This is a genomic window from Bacillus sp. 01N45, assembly GCF_056399205.1.
In genome coordinates this window covers 203489-221955 of sequence record NZ_JBFTQW010000003.1, presented here as the reverse complement: position 1 = coordinate 221955, position 18467 = coordinate 203489, and the positions used below count along the sequence as shown (strand labels likewise).

At 35.2% G+C, this 18467-nt stretch carries 20 protein-coding genes, 1 riboswitch and 2 other annotated features; of the genes, 15 read left to right on the top strand and 5 right to left on the bottom strand.

The genetic code is table 11. From position 1 onward, the window contains the following. Position 1: 1 nt before the first annotated feature. The 3 genes from AC1DMU_RS08880 to AC1DMU_RS08870 all read left to right on the top strand — a co-directional run bounded on the left by AC1DMU_RS08880 (position 2) and on the right by AC1DMU_RS08870 (position 3125). The gene (locus AC1DMU_RS08880; RefSeq protein ID WP_088062668.1) at positions 2-757 is read left to right on the top strand and encodes a sirohydrochlorin chelatase; all 756 of its coding nucleotides are present in this window, start codon (positions 2-4) and stop codon (positions 755-757) included. After that, positions 732-1349, top strand: coding sequence for an NAD(P)-binding protein (locus AC1DMU_RS08875; RefSeq protein WP_088062670.1), 618 nt, complete (start codon positions 732-734; stop codon positions 1347-1349). Before AC1DMU_RS08880 ends, AC1DMU_RS08875 begins: the two co-directional genes overlap by 26 nt. Positions 1350-1410: 61 nt before the next feature. Next, positions 1411-1658 (top strand) — a binding site (T-box leader). A gap of 111 nt (positions 1659-1769) precedes the next feature. Continuing rightward, positions 1770-3125, top strand: a complete 1356-nt coding sequence (locus tag AC1DMU_RS08870) for a sodium-dependent transporter (protein ID WP_046958187.1) — start codon at positions 1770-1772, stop codon at positions 3123-3125. A gap of 30 nt (positions 3126-3155) precedes the next feature. On the opposite strand, the gene AC1DMU_RS08865 is transcribed toward AC1DMU_RS08870, so the two are convergent. Together AC1DMU_RS08865 and AC1DMU_RS08860 are read right to left on the bottom strand one after the other, a co-directional pair. Continuing rightward, on the bottom strand, positions 3156-3317 hold the full coding sequence (locus tag AC1DMU_RS08865; protein ID WP_001096003.1) for a hypothetical protein: 162 nt from the start codon (positions 3315-3317) through the stop codon (positions 3156-3158). Between the two features lie 102 nt (positions 3318-3419). Further along, on the bottom strand, positions 3420-4691 hold the full coding sequence (locus AC1DMU_RS08860; protein WP_097889752.1) for a murein hydrolase activator EnvC family protein: 1272 nt from the start codon (positions 4689-4691) through the stop codon (positions 3420-3422). A gap of 493 nt (positions 4692-5184) precedes the next feature. Here AC1DMU_RS08860 and gltP point away from each other — a divergent pair, with 493 nt between their 5' ends. From gltP to AC1DMU_RS08815, 9 genes are all read left to right on the top strand, one after another. Beyond that, complete coding sequence (gene gltP, locus AC1DMU_RS08855; RefSeq protein WP_087985514.1) at positions 5185-6459, top strand: glutamate/aspartate:proton symporter GltP; 1275 nt, start codon at positions 5185-5187, stop codon at positions 6457-6459. A 66-nt stretch (positions 6460-6525) separates the two neighbouring features. After that, complete coding sequence (locus tag AC1DMU_RS08850; protein WP_088062674.1) at positions 6526-7044, top strand: ribonuclease FAU-1 family protein; 519 nt, start codon at positions 6526-6528, stop codon at positions 7042-7044. A 120-nt stretch (positions 7045-7164) separates the two neighbouring features. Continuing rightward, positions 7165-7270: riboswitch (SAM riboswitch) on the top strand. Between the two features lie 94 nt (positions 7271-7364). Further along, positions 7365-8681 carry a Na+/H+ antiporter NhaC family protein gene (locus AC1DMU_RS08845; RefSeq protein ID WP_088062675.1) on the top strand — a complete coding sequence of 439 codons (1317 nt, stop codon included), beginning with the start codon at positions 7365-7367 and terminating at the stop codon, positions 8679-8681. Between the two features lie 229 nt (positions 8682-8910). Continuing rightward, positions 8911-9267, top strand: a complete 357-nt coding sequence (locus tag AC1DMU_RS08840) for a lmo0954 family membrane protein (protein WP_000808634.1) — start codon at positions 8911-8913, stop codon at positions 9265-9267. Positions 9268-9323: 56 nt separating this feature from the next. Beyond that, the gene (locus tag AC1DMU_RS08835; protein ID WP_075308722.1) at positions 9324-9986 is read left to right on the top strand and encodes a PspA/IM30 family protein; all 663 of its coding nucleotides are present in this window, start codon (positions 9324-9326) and stop codon (positions 9984-9986) included. A 106-nt stretch (positions 9987-10092) separates the two neighbouring features. After that, positions 10093-10833, top strand: a complete 741-nt coding sequence (gene liaF, locus AC1DMU_RS08830; RefSeq protein WP_075308724.1) for a cell wall-active antibiotics response protein LiaF — start codon at positions 10093-10095, stop codon at positions 10831-10833. Continuing rightward, a complete protein-coding gene (locus AC1DMU_RS08825; RefSeq protein ID WP_064476649.1) occupies positions 10833-11888 on the top strand; it encodes a sensor histidine kinase in 1056 nt (351 codons plus the stop codon). The genes liaF and AC1DMU_RS08825 overlap by 1 nt, the downstream gene beginning before the upstream one ends. Then, positions 11885-12517, top strand: coding sequence for a response regulator (locus tag AC1DMU_RS08820; RefSeq protein ID WP_000598709.1), 633 nt, complete (start codon positions 11885-11887; stop codon positions 12515-12517). The genes AC1DMU_RS08825 and AC1DMU_RS08820 overlap by 4 nt, the downstream gene beginning before the upstream one ends. Before the next feature lie 98 nt (positions 12518-12615). Then, on the top strand, positions 12616-12912 hold the full coding sequence (locus AC1DMU_RS08815) for a DUF3922 domain-containing protein (RefSeq protein ID WP_131932946.1): 297 nt from the start codon (positions 12616-12618) through the stop codon (positions 12910-12912). Between the two features lie 23 nt (positions 12913-12935). Here AC1DMU_RS08815 and brnQ3 read toward each other — a convergent pair whose 3' ends face one another. Further along, positions 12936-14291 (bottom strand): branched-chain amino acid transport system II carrier protein BrnQ3, encoded by a 1356-nt coding sequence (gene brnQ3 / locus AC1DMU_RS08810; protein ID WP_476941493.1) that lies wholly within the window; start codon positions 14289-14291, stop codon positions 12936-12938. A 56-nt stretch (positions 14292-14347) separates the two neighbouring features. Further along, positions 14348-14606, bottom strand: a binding site (T-box leader). A 271-nt stretch (positions 14607-14877) separates the two neighbouring features. Between brnQ3 and AC1DMU_RS08805 the strand changes: the two genes are divergently transcribed. After that, the gene (locus tag AC1DMU_RS08805) at positions 14878-15087 is read left to right on the top strand and encodes a hypothetical protein (protein WP_000880630.1); all 210 of its coding nucleotides are present in this window, start codon (positions 14878-14880) and stop codon (positions 15085-15087) included. A gap of 39 nt (positions 15088-15126) precedes the next feature. Here the strand turns inward: AC1DMU_RS08805 and AC1DMU_RS08800 are convergent, their stop codons facing one another. Further along, entirely contained in the window at positions 15127-15903 is a 777-nt protein-coding gene (locus AC1DMU_RS08800; RefSeq protein ID WP_088062678.1) for a class I SAM-dependent methyltransferase, read from the bottom strand. Positions 15904-16011: 108 nt separating this feature from the next. Here AC1DMU_RS08800 and AC1DMU_RS08795 point away from each other — a divergent pair, with 108 nt between their 5' ends. Then, positions 16012-16863 (top strand): YhfM domain-containing protein, encoded by an 852-nt coding sequence (locus tag AC1DMU_RS08795; RefSeq protein WP_142291698.1) that lies wholly within the window; start codon positions 16012-16014, stop codon positions 16861-16863. Positions 16864-16970: 107 nt separating this feature from the next. Here the strand turns inward: AC1DMU_RS08795 and AC1DMU_RS08790 are convergent, their stop codons facing one another. Next, positions 16971-17168, bottom strand: coding sequence for a hypothetical protein (locus AC1DMU_RS08790; RefSeq protein WP_001053356.1), 198 nt, complete (start codon positions 17166-17168; stop codon positions 16971-16973). 156 nt (positions 17169-17324) lie between these two features. On the opposite strand from AC1DMU_RS08790, the gene AC1DMU_RS08785 reads away from it, so the two are divergent. Next, on the top strand, positions 17325-18422 hold the full coding sequence (locus AC1DMU_RS08785; protein WP_075308733.1) for a site-2 protease family protein: 1098 nt from the start codon (positions 17325-17327) through the stop codon (positions 18420-18422). Positions 18423-18467: the final 45 nt, after the last annotated feature.

Sequence of the window (18467 nt, the reverse complement as noted above, 5' to 3'; positions counted from 1 at the left end):
AATGAAAGCCATCTTATATATATGCCATGGAAGTCGTTTGAAAGCAGCTAAAGAAGAAGCGGTTGCATTTATTACGTCATGCATGAACCGTGTAGAGGCAAGTATTCAAGAAGTTTGTTTTTTAGAGTTAGCGAGCCCAACGATTAAGGAAGGGTTCCGTACATGTGTGAAGCGTGGTGCTACAGAGATTATTGTTATTCCAGTTTTTTTATTAGCGGCAGGTCATGTGAAAAAAGATATACCGTTTGAATTGGAAAAGTTAAATAATCAATTTTCGAATGTTAAAGTGACCTACGGTAACCCGTTTGGTGTATCAGAAACACTTGTGAAATCGGTGTATAGTGGAAGTGGCATTGAACAGGAAGATAAGAATGAAGTGACGCTACTTCTCGTAGCAAGAGGGAGTAGTGATCCTGAAGTATTAAGAGATATAAACTGGATTGCTTCTTTATTTCAACATGAAGAGAAAATTAAAAAAGTAGAGGTTTGTTATTTAGCGGCTGCCGAGCCGAAATTTGAGGAGAAGTTAAAGGAAGTTGTTGAACGAAAAGAAAAGAATATCGTTGTACTGCCTTACTTATTATTTACAGGTTTACTTATGAAACATATTGAAAAAGAAGTGCGCCAATATGAGTTGGATGAGATAAAAATAAGTCCGTATTTAGGAAAGAATGAAGCATTTCAATATATGTTAATTCAGAAAACGAAGAAATTATTGAAGGGAGATCAATATGTATCCACTTACAGTGCGAGTTGAGAAGAAACGTATTGTTGTCATTGGTGGAGGAAAAGTCGCGGGATTCAAAATTATTCCTTTACTAAAACAAGGTGCGGATATAGTTGTGGTAAGTCCTGAATTGGATGCGAATTTAGTGAAACTTGTGGAAGAAAAGAAAATTCGTTGGTATCAAAGGGAGTATGAAAAAAGTGACATTAAAGGTGCTTTTTTGGTCGTTGCAGCGAGTAGTGATGCCGTATTAAATGAACAAGTTGCTGAAGATAGCGCAGAAAATCAGTTAGTAAATGTTATTACGAACCCGGAAAGTGGTAATGTTCATTTTCCAGCGGCAATTCATCGTGGATTATTGAATGTGGCTGTTTCTACAGGAGGAGCGAGTCCGAAACTTGCAAAAAAAATTCGTGATGATATTGCAAATAAATATGATGAGGCGTATGAATCGTATCTTGATTTTTTATCCGAAGTTAGAATAAAAGTGAAAGAACTACAAATAGAGAAAAGAGAGAGAAATATATTGTTGCAAGAAGTATTAAAGTCGGTATATGTTCAAAATGAACAAAAAAGAGAATTGTTTTTACAAGAATTAGAGAGAAGAGTTCATATAGGATAATGAATAAATTGTACTTTACAACTATAAAAATATAATTTATAATCACAAGTAACTTCAATAGATGAAATCGATGAGCAAGAAGAGTATGTATATTTGATACGTTCAGAGAGCTGGGGGAAGGTGTGAGCCCGGTACGATAAAATATACAGAATGGGCTTGCGAGAGGTATGTTGAACATTGTAGTAGGCAACCCGGGTTCCGCCGTTAAAAGGATAGAGTATCGGAATTTTCCTGTACTTGAACAAGTGGGATTTATCAATCCAATTGAGGTGGTACCACGGTATTTACATTACATATATCGTCCTCTACATGCATATTTGCGTGTAGGGGACTTTTTTATTTTCTAAAGGAGGTGTGCGAGTATGAAATGAAAGTGTATAATTAACAAAAGTTTAAATATTCAGAAAAGGAGAATTTATGATGAAAGAAACACAGCAATGGACGTCGAAAATAGGCTTTGTACTCGCAGCAGCCGGAGCCGCAGTAGGTCTTGGTGCCATATGGAAATTTCCATATGTTGCAGGTAATGGTGGGGGAGGCGCATTCTTCCTTGTATTTTTACTATTAACTTTATTTATAGGTATGCCTCTTCTAATAGCGGAATTTGTCATTGGACGTAGCACCCAAAAAGAGGCAGTTACAGCTTATAAAGTACTAGTACCAAATAGTAAATTATATCCTTGGATTGGTCGTATGGGAGTTGTAACTTGTTTTAGTGTACTCTCTTTCTATAGTGTCGTAGGTGGATGGATTTTACTGTACTTATACTATAGTGTTACAGGAAGCTTTTGGAATGGTGTTGTTGATTATGGAAAATTATTTGGTGAAACGATTTCAAATCCAGTAAGTGCGATTGGAGCGCAATTTATCTTTATGCTTTGTACTATTTTTGTAGTAAGTAAAGGTGTAGAGAAGGGAATAGAAAAGGCAAGTAAGTATATGATGCCACTATTATTTATTTTGTTTATTGCAATCATTATTCGTGCGTTAACACTCGATGGTGCTTTTGCTGGGGTAGAGTTCTTTTTGAAACCAGATTTTTCAAAGCTGACAGCAGATACGATTTTATACGCGATGGGACAATCGTTCTTCTCGCTAACAGTAGGTGCCTCAGTAATGGTCACGTATAGTTCGTACTTGAAGAAAGAAGAACATTTAGCTAAATCAGCAACGTCTATTGTAAGTTTAACTGTTTTTATTACAGTACTTGCAGGATTAGCAATTTTCCCGGCGATTTTCGCATTAGGCGTTAAGCCGACTGAAGGACCAGGACTACTGTTTATCGTCCTTCCAGCAGTATTTGCGAAAATACCATTTGGACAATTTTTCTTCATTATGTTTTTAGTTTTATTTTTCTTTGCAACTTTAACATCTGCGATTTCCATGCTTGAAATTGTAGTAGCATCTGTTGCGAAAGATAATGAGAAAAAGCGTCCGTCAGCATCATTATTAATTGGTATTCTTATTTTTGCAGTTGGAATCCCGTCAGCATTATCGTTTGGAATTATGAGTGATGTGAAAATATTTGGTAAGACATTCTTTGATTTCGTCGATTTTTCGGTAAGTAATGTATTACTGCCGCTCGGAGTACTAGCCATTTCGCTATTCGTACCAAATAAAATGAGTAAAGAAATGTTAATGAAAGAATTAGAAGTTACGGAAACGAAAGGGAAAACATTATTTAATATTTGGTTCTTCTTACTTCGTTATGTTATTCCAGTAACGGTAATTATTGTATTTTTAAATGCGATAGGCGTATTTAAAATGTTTGCATAATAAAAAGACGGAGATTTCTCCGTCTTTTTATTATGTTGTAGGTGTATTCAATAAACGATTATACGCTTTATAGGCTGTGACGACTGCAATGAATGATCCGATTAAAAATAATGCTGAGCCGCCAAATGTAAATAACCGGCCAATGTAAGTTTCTCTAGCTTCTTCTATTTTCTGTTGTAATTGTGTATTCATATGATTCACCTCGTAAAATATGGGCATTTAGTTGTAGTCTATGTGGAATGCCTATAGTGTGTGAAGTGGAAATAAAAAAACTCGGTATGAACCGAGTTTTTTTTATAATCCGATATAAGGAGATGGATCCACTGCGTTTGTCTTACCGACATTCCATTCTCCAAGGTGAAGTTCGAAGTGTAAATGCTGCCCGTATGATTGGCCAGTATTTCCCATGAATCCAAGTTGAGTGCCTTGTTTTACAGTTTGTCCATTTGATACAGAACGGCTACTCATATGAGCATATACTGTCGTATATGTTTTTCCGTTTATACGGTGAGATAAGTACACAACGTTTCCGTAACTAGATGATAATTCTGAGCGAATAACAACACCATCAGCAGCGGCAATAATTGGAACGGTTCCTGAGGCTGCGATATCGATTCCTTTATGGTTATCTATAGAGCGCACGCCAAACCCAGAAGTTTTTGATCCAGCTGCTGGCTTAATAAACCCGCCAATATTTGTATCGTGTGGTGTTGGAGCTGCTTGAGCTGTTTGAGCAGATGTAGTGGCTTGTTTACGAGCTTCTTCTGCCTTGCGAGCTTCTTCAGCTTTACGAGCCTCTTCGGCACGTTTTTCTTCTTCAATTGCTTTTTGAACAGCTTGACGCTGATTTTCTAAAATGCCTTTAGATTCTTCTAATCCTTCAATCTCTGAATCTACTTTTGCTACTTTCGTATGTAGATCGCTAATAAAGGTTTGCTGCTGTTGTTGGTTATTTTGTAATTCTTGCTGTTTTTGTTCTAATTTTTGCTCGGATTCTTTCAGTTGTTGCTCTTTTTTCTCAACAGCCTCTTTTTCTTTCGTCACAGCATTTTGGTCAGTTGTTTGCTTTTTAACAATATCTGTATCATTGTTTAAAATTAAACTTACAGAGTACATATTATCAACAAGATCAGCAATGTTTGTAGAATTTGTTAATACCTCTGTGATGATGTTTGTACGAGGTTTTTCTTGCATAGATTGTAAACGTTGTTTAATAACTTCCTGACGCGTATCTATGTTTGTTTGTAATTGCTCTATATGTTTCTTTTTTTCAGTAATTATTTGTTGTGTTTTACTAATTTCTTTTTTTGTATCGTTTAATTCAGCTTCGTTTTTATTAATAGAAGTAGTTAAATCGTCGATTTTCTTTTGTAATTCTTGAATTTCTTTTTCTATTTGTTCTTTCTCAACTGATTTATTTTGTAAGTCATTTTGTTTTCCTTCTAATTCAGATTGAATATTAGATAATTTATCTTGATTCGTTTCAGCGTATACGGGTGAAAGTAACGGAGAAACAAAAAGTGTTCCTGCTGCTAAAACACTAAACGCTGCAAATTTCTTTTTCATGGTTGTCTGGCTCCTTTCCCTATGAATGTTATATATCATAAGAAGAAGAGTGTCTATCGTTGTAACCATAATGTAAAGAAAATTTTATAAAGTTGCTAAGTTTTGTCGGAATTTATCATTTTTCAACAGTATTTGTAATGGTGATTTTACTTTTTTAGTTTGTGCAACAAAGGTGTATTCTAGATTTTATCTGTAAAATAAAGGGAAAAAATCGTGATTTTATATAGTGAAATTCAAGTTGAAAACCCACTAAAATACTAGTGAGGAATCGTTCTCATGTTAGGTTTTCTGACATGGGTTTTATTTTTGTCAAGAAAATTATTTGTGTTCAGGAAAAGTTATTTTGTTGTCAGATTTAATTTTTTGATTTATGATTTTTAACAGGGACAAAATGTAGTGAATTGTCGAATAATATGTAATACTCTTAATTTCAAGTTTTATAGATATAGAATGAGAGGTAGAGTGACACATCGAAGAGGGGGTTACAACAAATATGAAAAGAATAGGACTTGCATGGCAAATTTTAATTGGACTTGCCCTAGGTATCGCGGTGGGGGCAATTTTTTATGGCGATAGCACAGTTGTAGGGTACCTAAAACCAATTGGTGATATTTTTATCCGATTAATTAAAATGATCGTTGTGCCGATTGTTGTAGCAAGTATTGTTGTTGGAGTTGCTGGTGTTGGCGATGTTAAAAAACTAGGCCGATTAGGCGGGAAAACAATTCTTTATTTTGAAATTATTACAACAATTGCAATTGTTGTTGGTCTACTGGTAGCGAATATTTTCCAACCAGGAAAAGGCGTGAATATGGATCAATTAACAAAGACTGATATTTCTAAATATGCAGAAACAACAGCTCAAGTACAAAGTCATTCGTTTGCAGATACATTTGTGAATATCGTTCCAACGAATATTATGAAATCATTGGTTGAGGGCGATATGCTTGCGATTATCTTCTTCTCTGTACTATTTGGTTTAGGAGTTGCGGCGATTGGTGAAAGAGGAAGACCGGTTCTTCAATTTTTCCAAGGTGTAGCAGATGCGATGTTTTACGTGACTAACCAAGTTATGAAATTTGCACCGTTTGGTGTATTCGCATTAATTGGTGTAACAGTTTCGACGTTTGGTTTATCTTCATTAATTCCATTAGGGAAATTAGTCATAGTTGTATATGGTGCGATGATTTTCTTCGTTGTAGTCATACTAGGACTTACAGCGAAACTATTTGGAATTAACATTTTCCAATTCTTTAAGATTTTAAAAGACGAGCTGATCTTAGCATATTCTACAGCAAGTTCAGAAACAGTTTTACCAAAAATCATGGAGAAAATGGAGAAATTCGGTTGTCCGAAAGCAATTACATCTTTCGTTATTCCGACAGGTTATTCATTTAACTTAGATGGATCAACTTTATATCAAGCAATTGCAGCAATTTTCTTAGCGCAAATGTACGGTATTGAATTATCCATTACACAACAAATTACATTATTACTTGTATTAATGGTTACATCAAAAGGTATTGCGGGTGTACCGGGCGTATCATTCGTTGTATTATTAGCAACACTTGGTACAGTAGGTATTCCAGCTGAAGGTTTAGCCTTTATCGCTGGTATTGACCGTATTTTAGATATGGCTCGTACAGCAGTTAACGTTGTAGGAAACTCTTTAGCAGCTGTAGTTATGTCTAAGTGGGAAGGTCAATATGACGCTGAAAAAGGACAAGCTTATTTGAAAGAGATTTCTGAAAAAGGTCAAGCAGCTTAATTATAATTTGAACAAGCTCTCACATAATATGTGGGGGCTTTTCTATATAGAAGGGGAGCGGACGTAATGAAACGTAAATATGGTGACGGTTCTTCGTGGAAGCGACTAATAGAGAAGGATTATACGGTTAAGCAAGTGGAAGAAGGAATGCTAGGAATATTAGAAATAAAAAAGGTAAGAGAACCTAGTTGTAAAGAATATGATAGTAAAGAACTTTGTATCGCAGGGAATCAATATACGTGGATTCAATATTTCATAGACGGGAAAAACTTTGCGATTACAGCTATGTTAGATGATCAGAAAAAATTAGTGCAATATTATATCGATGTGGCGAAAGAATATAAAATTGACGACCGTGGTTTACCGTATTTTGATGATTTATATTTAGATGTAGTGTTATTACCGAACGGTAAAATGTATATATTGGATGAAGATGAGCTAGAGGATGCTTATAAAAGTGGCGATGTTACAAAAGAAGAGTATGAGTTAGCTTGGTACACTACGAAATGGATAATAGATGCAATAAAAAATAGTGAATTTTATTGGATTTCAATATTGGAAGAAGAAATCAAAAAGTTAAAATGATTGTTGTATTCAAATTTTTGTATAATTACCAAAAAAATCTATACAAAAAATAATTGACTTTTGTTTTGTAAGCGAGTAAAGTTAGGGAAGAAATTATTATTAAAAAATAAATATGAAACCTTCTTATAAAGAGAGGCGGAGGGACTGGCCCTACGATGCCTCGGCAGCGGACTCGATTTCAGAGTGCTGTGCCAAATCCAGCAAGCATGTGCTTGAAAGATGAGAAGAGCGTTCCTTATAGATGTATAAGACCTCTTCTCATTGGAAGAGGTCTTTTGTTATTCATTAGAAAAAGGTTGAAACTAGGGAGAGATGGTACTTTGAAAGAAACGAGAGGAAATGGTTTGGCTTTATTACCACTTGGGATATTTTTGGCGCTATTTATTGGTTCTGGAATTATTACAGGTGATTTCTATAAATTGCCGATACTTGTAGCAATTTCAATTGCTGTAGGAGTCGCTTTAGCAATGAATCGTAAAGAAAGTTTTAATGTAAAAGTAGAACGATTTGCTAAAGGTGCAGGGAACCCGGATATTATGATTATGGTTCTGATTTTTGTACTTGCAGGAGCATTTTCTGAAACAGCAAAAGGGATGGGCGGCGTTGATTCTACAGTTAATTTAGCGTTATCCATTTTACCGCAAGGATTTATCGTAGCTGGAATTTTTGTTATAGGGGCATTTATTTCATTAGCGATGGGAACTTCAATGGGAACAATTGCTGCATTAGCACCAATTGCTGTAGGTATTAGTGGGCAAACTGATATCTCTATTGCACTTACGATGGCTACTGTTGTTGGTGGGGCGATGTTTGGGGATAATTTATCATTTATTTCAGATACAACAATCGCAGCTGTACGTTCACAAGGAACAGAAATGAAAGATAAGTTTAAAACGAACTTTTTAATTGTATTACCAGCAGCTATTATTACAGTTGTACTATTAGTAATCGTTACTTTAGGAAGTGACACGCAGATTAAAGCGCATAGCTTTGACTGGATAAAGATTTTACCGTATGCAGGAGTACTTATTACAGCATTGCTTGGTTGGAATGTACTTATTGTGTTAACTGGTGGAACTGTACTATCCGGCGTTATAGGTCTTTTAGATGGGAGTTACACGTTAGAGAGTTTCTTTAAAAGTGTAACGACTGGAATGGGCGGTATGATGGAGTTAGTATTACTTGCTATTTTAATTGGTGGTATGGTCGAACTGATTCAATATAATGGTGGTATTCAATATTTAATGAATATTTTAACTCGTAACATTCGTTCGAAAAAAGGAGCAGAGTTCGGTATCGCTGGCTTAGTGAGTATGACGAATATGTGTACAGCGAATAATACGATTTCTATTATTTTTACAGGTCCACTTGCGAAAAACATTGCAGATCAATATGAAATTGATCCTCGTAAATCAGCGAGTGTATTAGATCTTTTCTCATGTTGTGTGCAAGGGTTAATTCCGTATGGTGCGCAAATGTTAACGGCAGCAGGATTTGCGGCGTTATCTCCGATTGAATTGTTACCATATGCGTTTTATCCTATCTTAGTTGGAGTATGTGGAATTATTTCTATATTAATTGGTTTCCCGAGGTTTTCTAAAGTAGCGGGAAAGAAAGAGTATCACAAAACAGCATAATTTAAAATGAAGTTTATGAATAGTAATGAAAGCCGTACAGAGAATGTTCTCTGTACGGCTTTTTATGTGCGATAAAAGAGTGAATCATCCTATCCTACCGCATATTTTTACAAAAGGCTGAATGCAACTCAGTCTTAAGTCTGAGTCGAAAACGGTTCTTAAGCTCGTTATGGAAAAGTGAAAAAATAGTTAAGATAAGAGTATCAAATCGAAGGGAGGCAAGCACAAGATGAAACAATTTCTAGCGTTTATCGCGGCTGGTATTTTAGCTTTAATTGCTCTTGGCAGTCTTGCTGGTATTATAGGATTCGCAATTGGAGCAGGAGTTGTGTACTGGAGCTATAAATCATTTGTGCGAGCACAATCATTTTTTGGAAAGTTAGCTTGGGGTATTGTTGGTTTGATCGGCTTGTCCATCGCCCTTTCTCATTCCCCAGCATTAATCGGTATCGCAGCATTAGTAGTTTTATACTACGGATACCGTGAGTGGAAAAAAGAAAAAAATGTAGTTGTTGATTCTGCACCAGAAAGTTCTAAACCATATAGCAACTTTGAAGATGAGTGGAACAAGTTAATGAAAAACTAATAAAAAATTAATAAAAACCAAATCAAATTGATAAAGTAGAAGAGAGGAAGATTATAATGAAACAATCTTTATTCGGACGTGTACGCGATGCAATTTTAGCAGATTTTCATAATGTGTTAGATGAGAAAGAAAGAAAAAATCCAATCGCGATGTTAAACCAATATTTACGCGATAGTGAGCGTGAAATAACAAAAATTGAGAAGTTAATTGAGCGCCACAAAACATTAAAATCTAATTTCGCTCGTGAGCTTGAGCAAGCACGTTATTTCGTTAATAAAAGATCAAAGCAAGCGATCGTCGCTCAAGAAGCAGGCGAATTACAGCTACATGAGCGTGCGCTAGAAGAAGTAGCGTATTATGAAGGGCAAGTAACTCGATTAGAAGAAATGTATGCAGGTGTTGTAGATCAAATTGATGAGTTAGAGCGTCGTCTTGCTGAGATGAAAAATAAATTAAAAGAAATGCACGCAAAACGTATGGAATTAATGGCACGTGAAAATATGGCACATGCAAATCGTCGTATGAATACAGCGATGCATAAAATGGATGAAAATAATCCGTTCTTACGCTTTGAGGAAATTGAAGATCATATTCGCGACTTAGAATCTCGTATAAATGAGGAGCATGAACGTGACACATTTGATATGAAGATTGCAAAGCTTGAGCGTGAAATGAAAGAGAAGAATGATGTATCGTTAACGAAAGAGTTAACAAAATAATAGTAGTATATTATAAAACAGGCTTATGATATAGTGATAGGAGAAAAGGTGTTGGAAAGCAATGCCTTTTCTTCTATGTATATGTAACAAGAAGGGGGGAGCTGAAATGAAGAAACAATTTTCAAAAACACAATTAATGGGGATGCTCCTCATCATATTTGGATTCGGTCTTTTTCTTGATATGATACTTGGACATTTTGAACCAGGTGGTCTCATTTTTGCATTTATTATGCTTATGTTTGGAAGGCATTATCGTAAGAAGAATCGTTATGTAAGGGGAAATGTCTTTTTATTTGTTGGTGGTATCGTATTTTTATTCTTCTTATTTTCATCAGCAGCATTTGTTCTTGTCGTATTTGCTTGTTTAGCTTTAATTGGTTATCAACTGATTCAACAAGGACATCAGCAAAAAGCAATGAAGGTTGAAATTAAAGAAAAAGGGATTATAGACGAAGAGAAGCAAATATATCGTACAGAACCATATTTAAAAAATATGTTTGTAGGGAATATACGAATGATGGATCATATTTATGAACTTGAGGATATTAATGTTCAATATGGTGCTTGTGATGTGGAAATAGATTTAACAACTGCTATGATTCCAGAAGGAGAAACGGTAATTGTTATCCGAGGTGTCGTTGGTAATATTCGTTTATATGTGCCATATGATATTGAATTGTCTTTAAATCATTCTGTTATTGTCGGACGTGTGCTCCTGCCAGGACATGAAGAGACAGGATTTAATCGCAATGTTACATTTAGAACAGAGCAGTATAAAGAAGCGCCTCGTCGTATTAAAATTATTTCTTCGCTTGTCGTAGGCGATACGGAAGTGAGGAAAGTATAATGAAGAAACAAAAAAATATTTCGTGGATGTATATTCGTTATTCTATGTTGTCTTCTGTTAGTATTGCACTCATTTGTACAATTGTATATGTATGGAAAAGCGAGCAACAAGTGTATGATTTATTATGGAAGGAATCCATCGCTTCTGTTCCAATTGGCTTGTTTATTATGACTACAAGTTTACTTATCGGGGGAATTGTAGGATATGCAATCGGTTACTATATAGAGCAGCGTATACAAGGATTAAATACTTTTCTATTTGAAGTGGAGCGAGGGAATTTTCCGAGTGATGTTTCGTTTACTGCAGATGATGAATTTCATGAAGTAGAACGAAAAGTAATCGGTCTTGCTCGTCGATTAGAGGAGCAAGCTGGACTCTTTCAAAAAGTAACGAATGAACGAGCTCATTGGAATGAAGAGATGAGACAAGAAGCGATATCTCAAGAAAGGCATCGATTGGCGAGGGAGCTGCATGATTCTGTAAGTCAGCAGCTTTTTGCAATGTCGATGATGATGTCGGCTATTAATGAACAAGTAGCTGAAATTCCAGAAACGACAAAAAAGCAGTTGCAGCTCGTTGAAAATATGGTTGTAAATGCACAATCAGAAATGAGAGCGTTGCTTCTTCATTTACGGCCTGTACAATTAGAAGGTAAGAAACTGACACAAGGTATAGAGGAATTATTGACGGAATTATCGCGAAAGCAACATATGAAAATTGAATGGCTAATCGAGCCAATAGAATTGAAAAAAGGTGTAGAAGATCATTTATTTCGTATTGTGCAAGAAGCTTTATCCAATACTTTACGACATGCGAAAGCGAAGAAAACGGAAGTACGTCTTCGGAAAATTGATCAATATGCAATTCTAAAAATTATTGATGATGGCGTTGGATTTGAAGTCGGAGTGAATAAGGCTGGTTCATATGGTTTAAGATCAATGCAAGAGCGTGTTCATGAAATTGGTGGGACATTAAAAGTACTTAGTTTCCCCGCTAAAGGGACACAAATAGAAGTAAAAGTACCGATTATGATTGAGAGAGGGGGAGAATCATGATAAAAGTGTTACTTGTCGATGATCATGAAATGGTTCGAATGGGTGTATCAGCATATTTATCAACGCAGCCAGATATCGAAGTAGTTGGAGAAGCTGAAAATGGAAGAAAAGGTTCAGAGTTAGCACTGCAATTAAGACCAGATATTATTTTGATGGACCTTGTCATGGACGAGATGGATGGGGTTGAAGCAACACGTGCTATTATTCAGGAATGGCCAGAAGCGAAAATTGTAGTTGTAACGAGCTTTTTAGATGATGAGAAATTGTACCCTGTTATTGAGGCGGGAGCGACAAGTTATTTATTAAAAACATCAAGAGCAAGTGATATAGCAGACGCTGTACGAGCTACTTATGATGGAGAAACTGTATTAGAGCCAAAAGTTACTGGTAAAATGATGTCTCGTATGCGTCAGAAGAAAGAACAACCTTTGCATGAGGAGTTAACAGAAAGAGAGTCTGAAATTTTGTTATTAATTGCAGAGGGGAAAAGTAATCAAGAGATTGCAGATGAATTGTTTATTGCTCTCAAAACAGTAAAGACACATGTGAGTAATATTTTAAATAAGCTAAATGTAAGTGACCGGACACAGGCAGTTATTTATGCGTTTAGACATCAATTGACGAAATGATAAAGTGAAACTTTAATCAGTGGGGGGTATCTCCGCTGATTATTAGTTTACGCCAAATCTTTTTATTGACGTTAACAAATGTAAGCGTTATCATTAAGTTGTTAACAGTACATACAAAGGGGAGAGAGTGTATGTTAGTTCAAACGATATTTGGCATGGATAAGTCTAAAAAATTAGGGGATTATGTGAACGCATTACAAGCGCTTTGTGAACAATATAATGTTGAAACAGATAAAATTGCAATTGTTGAGGCGACAGAAGAGTACTATTTATTTTTAGTAAAGCAAGAAGATTGCTACGATGTTATCAAAGTAGAAACAGTGGATACAAATATCGAATATTATACGAAAGCGTATAAAATAAGCAGTTTTAATCATACTGCTTATCAAAAGTAAAAAAACTCCCTTTCGGGAGTTTTTTAGGATGCTTTTACTTCGCGGGAATCGGTTATTAAGGGAACTTTTTTCGCACCGCTTAACTTAGCGATTGTAAGGCCGATAATAGCCCCGGCTAATGCTGGTATTAGCCAGCCAATTCCTTCATTATATAAAGGGATAAATTCAAAATATGGTGTGATAAATGAAACTGAAATGCCACCTTGTTTTAATCCGTCAAATACGCTTACGATTGCTGCTCCAATTAAAGCACCTACATAAACAGAGCGATATCCACCGAAATATTTATGAAGTAACGATAGTAGAACGAGTACAATTGCAACTGGATATACAACAAGTAGAATTGGAACAGAGATGGCAATAATTTTCGTTAAACCTAAGTTGGCAACTAATAATCCTAATGCACAAATGATACTCGCGAACATTTTGTATGAAAATTTAGTCAATAATGTTGAGAAATATTGACTACACGCAGATACAAGTCCAACACAAGTTGTTAGACAAGCGAGTGTAACGATTAGAGATAATAGAAGTAAACCGTATGGACCGAATAATTGCTGTACGATAACAGTAAGTAATTTTCCGCCATTTTGTGCATATCCGAGCGAGACGCTAGTTGCACCGAGCCAGCCAAGTGCACCATATACAAGTACGAGACCAGTAGCGGCAATAAGTCCTGCTTTCGCTGTTGCGATGGCAATGGATTTACGATCCTTCACACCTTTAGAGCAAATGGCATTTACAACGATAATTCCAAATGCAAGCGCAGAAATGGTATCCATCGTTAAGTATCCTTCCATAAAACCTTTGAAGATTGGAGAAGTTTGATACTCTTGCATTGCTGGTCCTGATTGCCCGAGTGGTGTAAATACACTTTTAACAAATAGTAAGAAAATAGAGAGTAATAAAATAGGTGTTAAAATATTTCCGATGCGATCGACAAGTTTAGATGGATTTAAACTAAGCCAAAATACGATAGCGAAGAAGACGACTGTGTATAAAAATAGTGCTAGGTTACTAGAACGAATTGTTTCTGGTAAGAAAGAACTAACACCCATTTCATAAGCGACATTTGCAACGCGTGGAATTCCCATAGAAGGACCGATTGCGATATATACAACTACAGTAAAGAAAATTCCGAATAATGGGTGAACATGACTTGCGAGTTGTTGCATGCCGTTTCCTGATAAAGAAATTGCAATAACAGTTAATAATGGTAAACCGACTCCTGTTAGTAAAAATCCAATCATTGCCGGCCAAAAGTTTTCACCTGCATTTTGTCCAAGCATGGGAGGGAAAATTAAATTACCTGCCCCAAAAAATAAAGAAAATAGCATAAGACCCGTGAAAAAAATATGTTTTTTTGATACAGTGTTCATTGTTTTTCCTCCTTTTTTAAATTCATTTGTAAGAACACAAAAAACTCGTCCCTAAAGAAAGGGACGAGTTATATTTACCCGCGATACCACCCTAATTTATACATGTAGAAATGAGTCTATATGTATACGGCTTTACAACGTACAACATGATACGTGTTCCTTGTAACGGGGGACAGCCGGTAAGAACTTACTGTAACATTCGGTTCTACTTCTCGGAGATGATTTTCGGTTACGCACTGAACGTTGGCTTTCAGCAAATCGCCAACTCTCTGGGGGACAGTCCTATAACGTACTCGTTCTCGTCAATGAATTTTTATTCAAGTATTCTGACAGTATTGTCACATGTTTTTTTTTGAAAGTCAACATTTTTTTGAAAGGTATATTTATATATGGAAATATTGAATGTGATATTCGTTGTTGTAAAGGGAATGGTGAATTGTAAAATGGGAGTAAAAATTTGTAGAGAATTGTAAAACTTATAGAGAAAGTTGATATTTATAGGAGTAAAGAAGGTATTGTTTGAATTTACAGAGAATAATACAACAATCCACTTGCTGGAAAGAACAAACCAAAAGAGGTGACTGGAATGCTTGCAATGGGAGTATTATTTGGCATTATTGCTATAATTGGTTTTATGTGGTTATATTATTCGCGTTCGTTTAAACAAGCAGAAGTTTTACTCTTTCAAAAAGGTAGTTTGTTGACAAATCAGTCTAGATATTTAGTATGTCCGAAGTGTGGAAGTGCACAGGCCAGAAGTGGAGGATATCAAGAGTGTTGCAAAATTAGATTATGAAAGAAGGAAGCCTCACATTATGTTGTGAGGCTTCCTTCCTTACAATTTCATGGCGCTCCAAATTGTCCACCGATCTCTTTCGATAATAGGAGAGATGCTTTGTAATGCGGTCTGGACCTGTTGTAGAAGTTGAGAAAGTTCATGATCTGTTAATTCATATAGAATGGATCGACCTGTTCGAGGTGATAAATCTTGTAGCAATGCTTCTACAGAATCATGTATTTTTCGTACTTCCCATTGTGTTTGAGAGGGGAATACGTGAAGAAAATATTTTTGTAATTCTTGCTGTATCGTGGTGGTTTTTGGCCGCCTTTTTGATTCTATTTCAATGAGTTTTGGAAAGGTAGAGAAAAAATATCCACGAATGTGTTCGGGGCTTTCAGGAATTGTACAATCTTCAATAGTTCGGTCTTGTACAATAAGTACACCGTTTTTCTTTAATATACGAGAAGCTTCACGTAAAAATGCAGGAATGTCTTGTAAATGATGAATCACTGCGCGCGAAATAACAATGTCGAATGTATCATTAGGATATGGGACGTTATGTGCATCACCGTGAATGAATGAAATATTTGGAAAGCCGCTACAATTTTCTTTTGCAGCTTGTAATATTTCTTTTGAAAAATCAAGTCCAATGACATTTTTGGCCCCCATAAGAGCAAGTTCTTTCGTATAAATCCCGCCACCACAGCCGATATCAATTATTTGCTTGTTTTGTATATTTGTAATACTTTTTATCATTTCTCCCCAAGAAATATGGGCGTTTCGCTGTGCGTATGTGTATTTATTATTTGCATCGTGAAAATTAATGGACATGAAAAAGACCTCCTTTCAATACTTAGTATAGCGTATTTTATAGTGTTTCACGTTTTTGTTTTTTATATGAAGAGTATAAGAATTTCTTATTGTAAAAGGAGGATTAAGTTGAAAAGGAAATATGTATTGTTGTTATTTGCTACGTTACTAGCATCTTGTGGTCAAGTAGAGCAAAAAAAAGAAACAAAAAAAGTGGAAGAGACGGTGAATGAAGTGAAAGAAACGAAAGGGGTAACCGTTATACAAAAAAAACATAAAGAGAAAAAGTTACAGGAATCAGAAGCTAAGTTAGTAATAGACATTATAGATAAAGCGGAAAAACAAGAAGTAACAGGTAGTTTTGGTGAACCGGAATATGAAATACAAATTAATAGGGATGGAAAAAAAGAAACATATTATGCGTGGCTAAGAGGAGAAGACAGACGAGGATGGGTACAATATAAGAAAGCTATGTATATGCTGAATAAAAAAGATACGGAAAAGCTTTTGGCTATATTTCCAAATGTTTCAGAACAAAAAGAAGACGAGATGCAGGTAGGTCCTTTAACGGATGTAACAAAAAAAGATTTGCAGATTACTGCGTTTCATATTAAAGCAGGCGATCAAAAAGTGAATTATACGGTGCGGTATACGATTTCACAATCACTATACAACAAGTTAGAGAAGGAACAAGAGTATTATTTACAAGTCGTTTTCCCAGAAAAAGTTCAAAAATTAATTGGAGCAAAAGAGAGTGAAAAAATTTCAGGTGAAAAGGTAAAGGAAGGGTATAAACAATATGAATTGCATGCTACTGTTCCGGTAAAAGATGCTTCAGAATCACAATTAAAGTCATTAGAAACATATTATGAAAATTATGATTTGAAAATATTAAATAGCAAAAAAGAAAAAATAGGTGTTTTTCAAAATATCATTCAAATTGTTAAAGAGTATGGTGAAAAAATGGATTTACAAAGATAAAATGAAACTTTAATTAGCCCTGACAGATCGGGATGAAGGTAATTAGTAAAGTTTATATGGCCTTTCCTAGGAAATGATAATAGAGAGGGGAAAACACCCCCTCTCTATTATTTTGCTTTTGCAGATGGCTCATTCATTGATTTTCGTGTAATAAGAAAAGAAATCATAAGAGCGGAAAGGATGACAAGGGCAATAAATACGTGATTGGGCAACAAATCTAATAATAATACGTAACTAACGGTATAAAAAATAAGAGTTGAAGCTAAAAACGATAGAGCGCCTATTATGAGAGATTGTAAATTCATTTGCAAACACCTCCTTATATTTATACTTATATTTTTGGCTAAAAATGGATTAAATAAACATTATTTCTAACGATAGAAAAAAATATGTCATAATAGAGAAAAGAATAGTTTTGATGAATAAATATGATTCATTAATGAGAGATAAAGGAGAGGAATATGAAAAATAATAAAAAAGGATTATGGGGAATTATTGTTGCAATAGGGCTATTTTTACTTTCTAAGTTAAAGTGGGTATTTGCAATTTTTAAACTAGCAAAGTTTTCAACGGTATTTAGTATGTTTCTATCACTTGGTGCATACGCGGTTATATATGGTTGGAAATTTGGGGTAGCGCTCATTTATTTGTTGTTTATTCATGAAATGGGCCATTTATGGGCTGCGAAAAGAAAAGGTATACCAACATCGCCAGCAATATTTATTCCATTTATGGGCGCTCTTATTGGGATGAAAGAGATGCCGAAAAATGCAAAAGATGAAGCTTACATCGCCTTCATGGGACCTCTTTTCGGATTGTTGTCATTTTTACCTGCGATTCCACTTTATATAATAACGAAAGAGCCATTTTGGGCATTAATTATTTTACTTGGAAGTATGATTAACTTCTTTAACTTGATTCCGGTTTCTCCATTAGATGGTGGACGAATTATCTCAGTTGTAAGTACAAAGATTTGGGGAGCGGGTCTTATTGTATTGCTCGGTTATGCCATTTACTTTAAAAGTATTTTGGGAGGATTTATTTTTATTATCGGCTGTATGGAATTATATAGAGTAATAAAGAGAGATGAGCCAATTAAGGAATTAGGATATAGAATTGATGGAATGAAAGAATATGTTGCAAGACTTGAAGAGGAGTTAAAAGAAACAGGTGCGGTGCATCGAAATATATATATGATGCAACATGAAATAAATATATTAAGGCAAAAAGAAAGAGAGAAAGAATTAAAAGTAGGAGAACTTCAAAAGATTGAAGTGTTAGAGCATCTTTTACCAAAGTTTGAGCCGCTTGATTACGTTCCATATGAAGATGAAAAAGAAACGCATACAATTCATATAAGAGAAGCATTTGAAATGTCAGAAAGAAAATTACAGGAATGGGAGACGGAAAAGAGACAACAGGAAAACTATTATAAAGTTGATATGAAAACAAAATGGACAGTCTTTGCTTGTTATATCGGATTAATGGCTATACTCGGTTACACAGCTTATGAAGGGTACATTGTTTTACAAGAACATTTACCAACGAGAAATGTATAGAAAAATATTGTCGAAATGATAGGAAGAATTTATACAGGAATTATA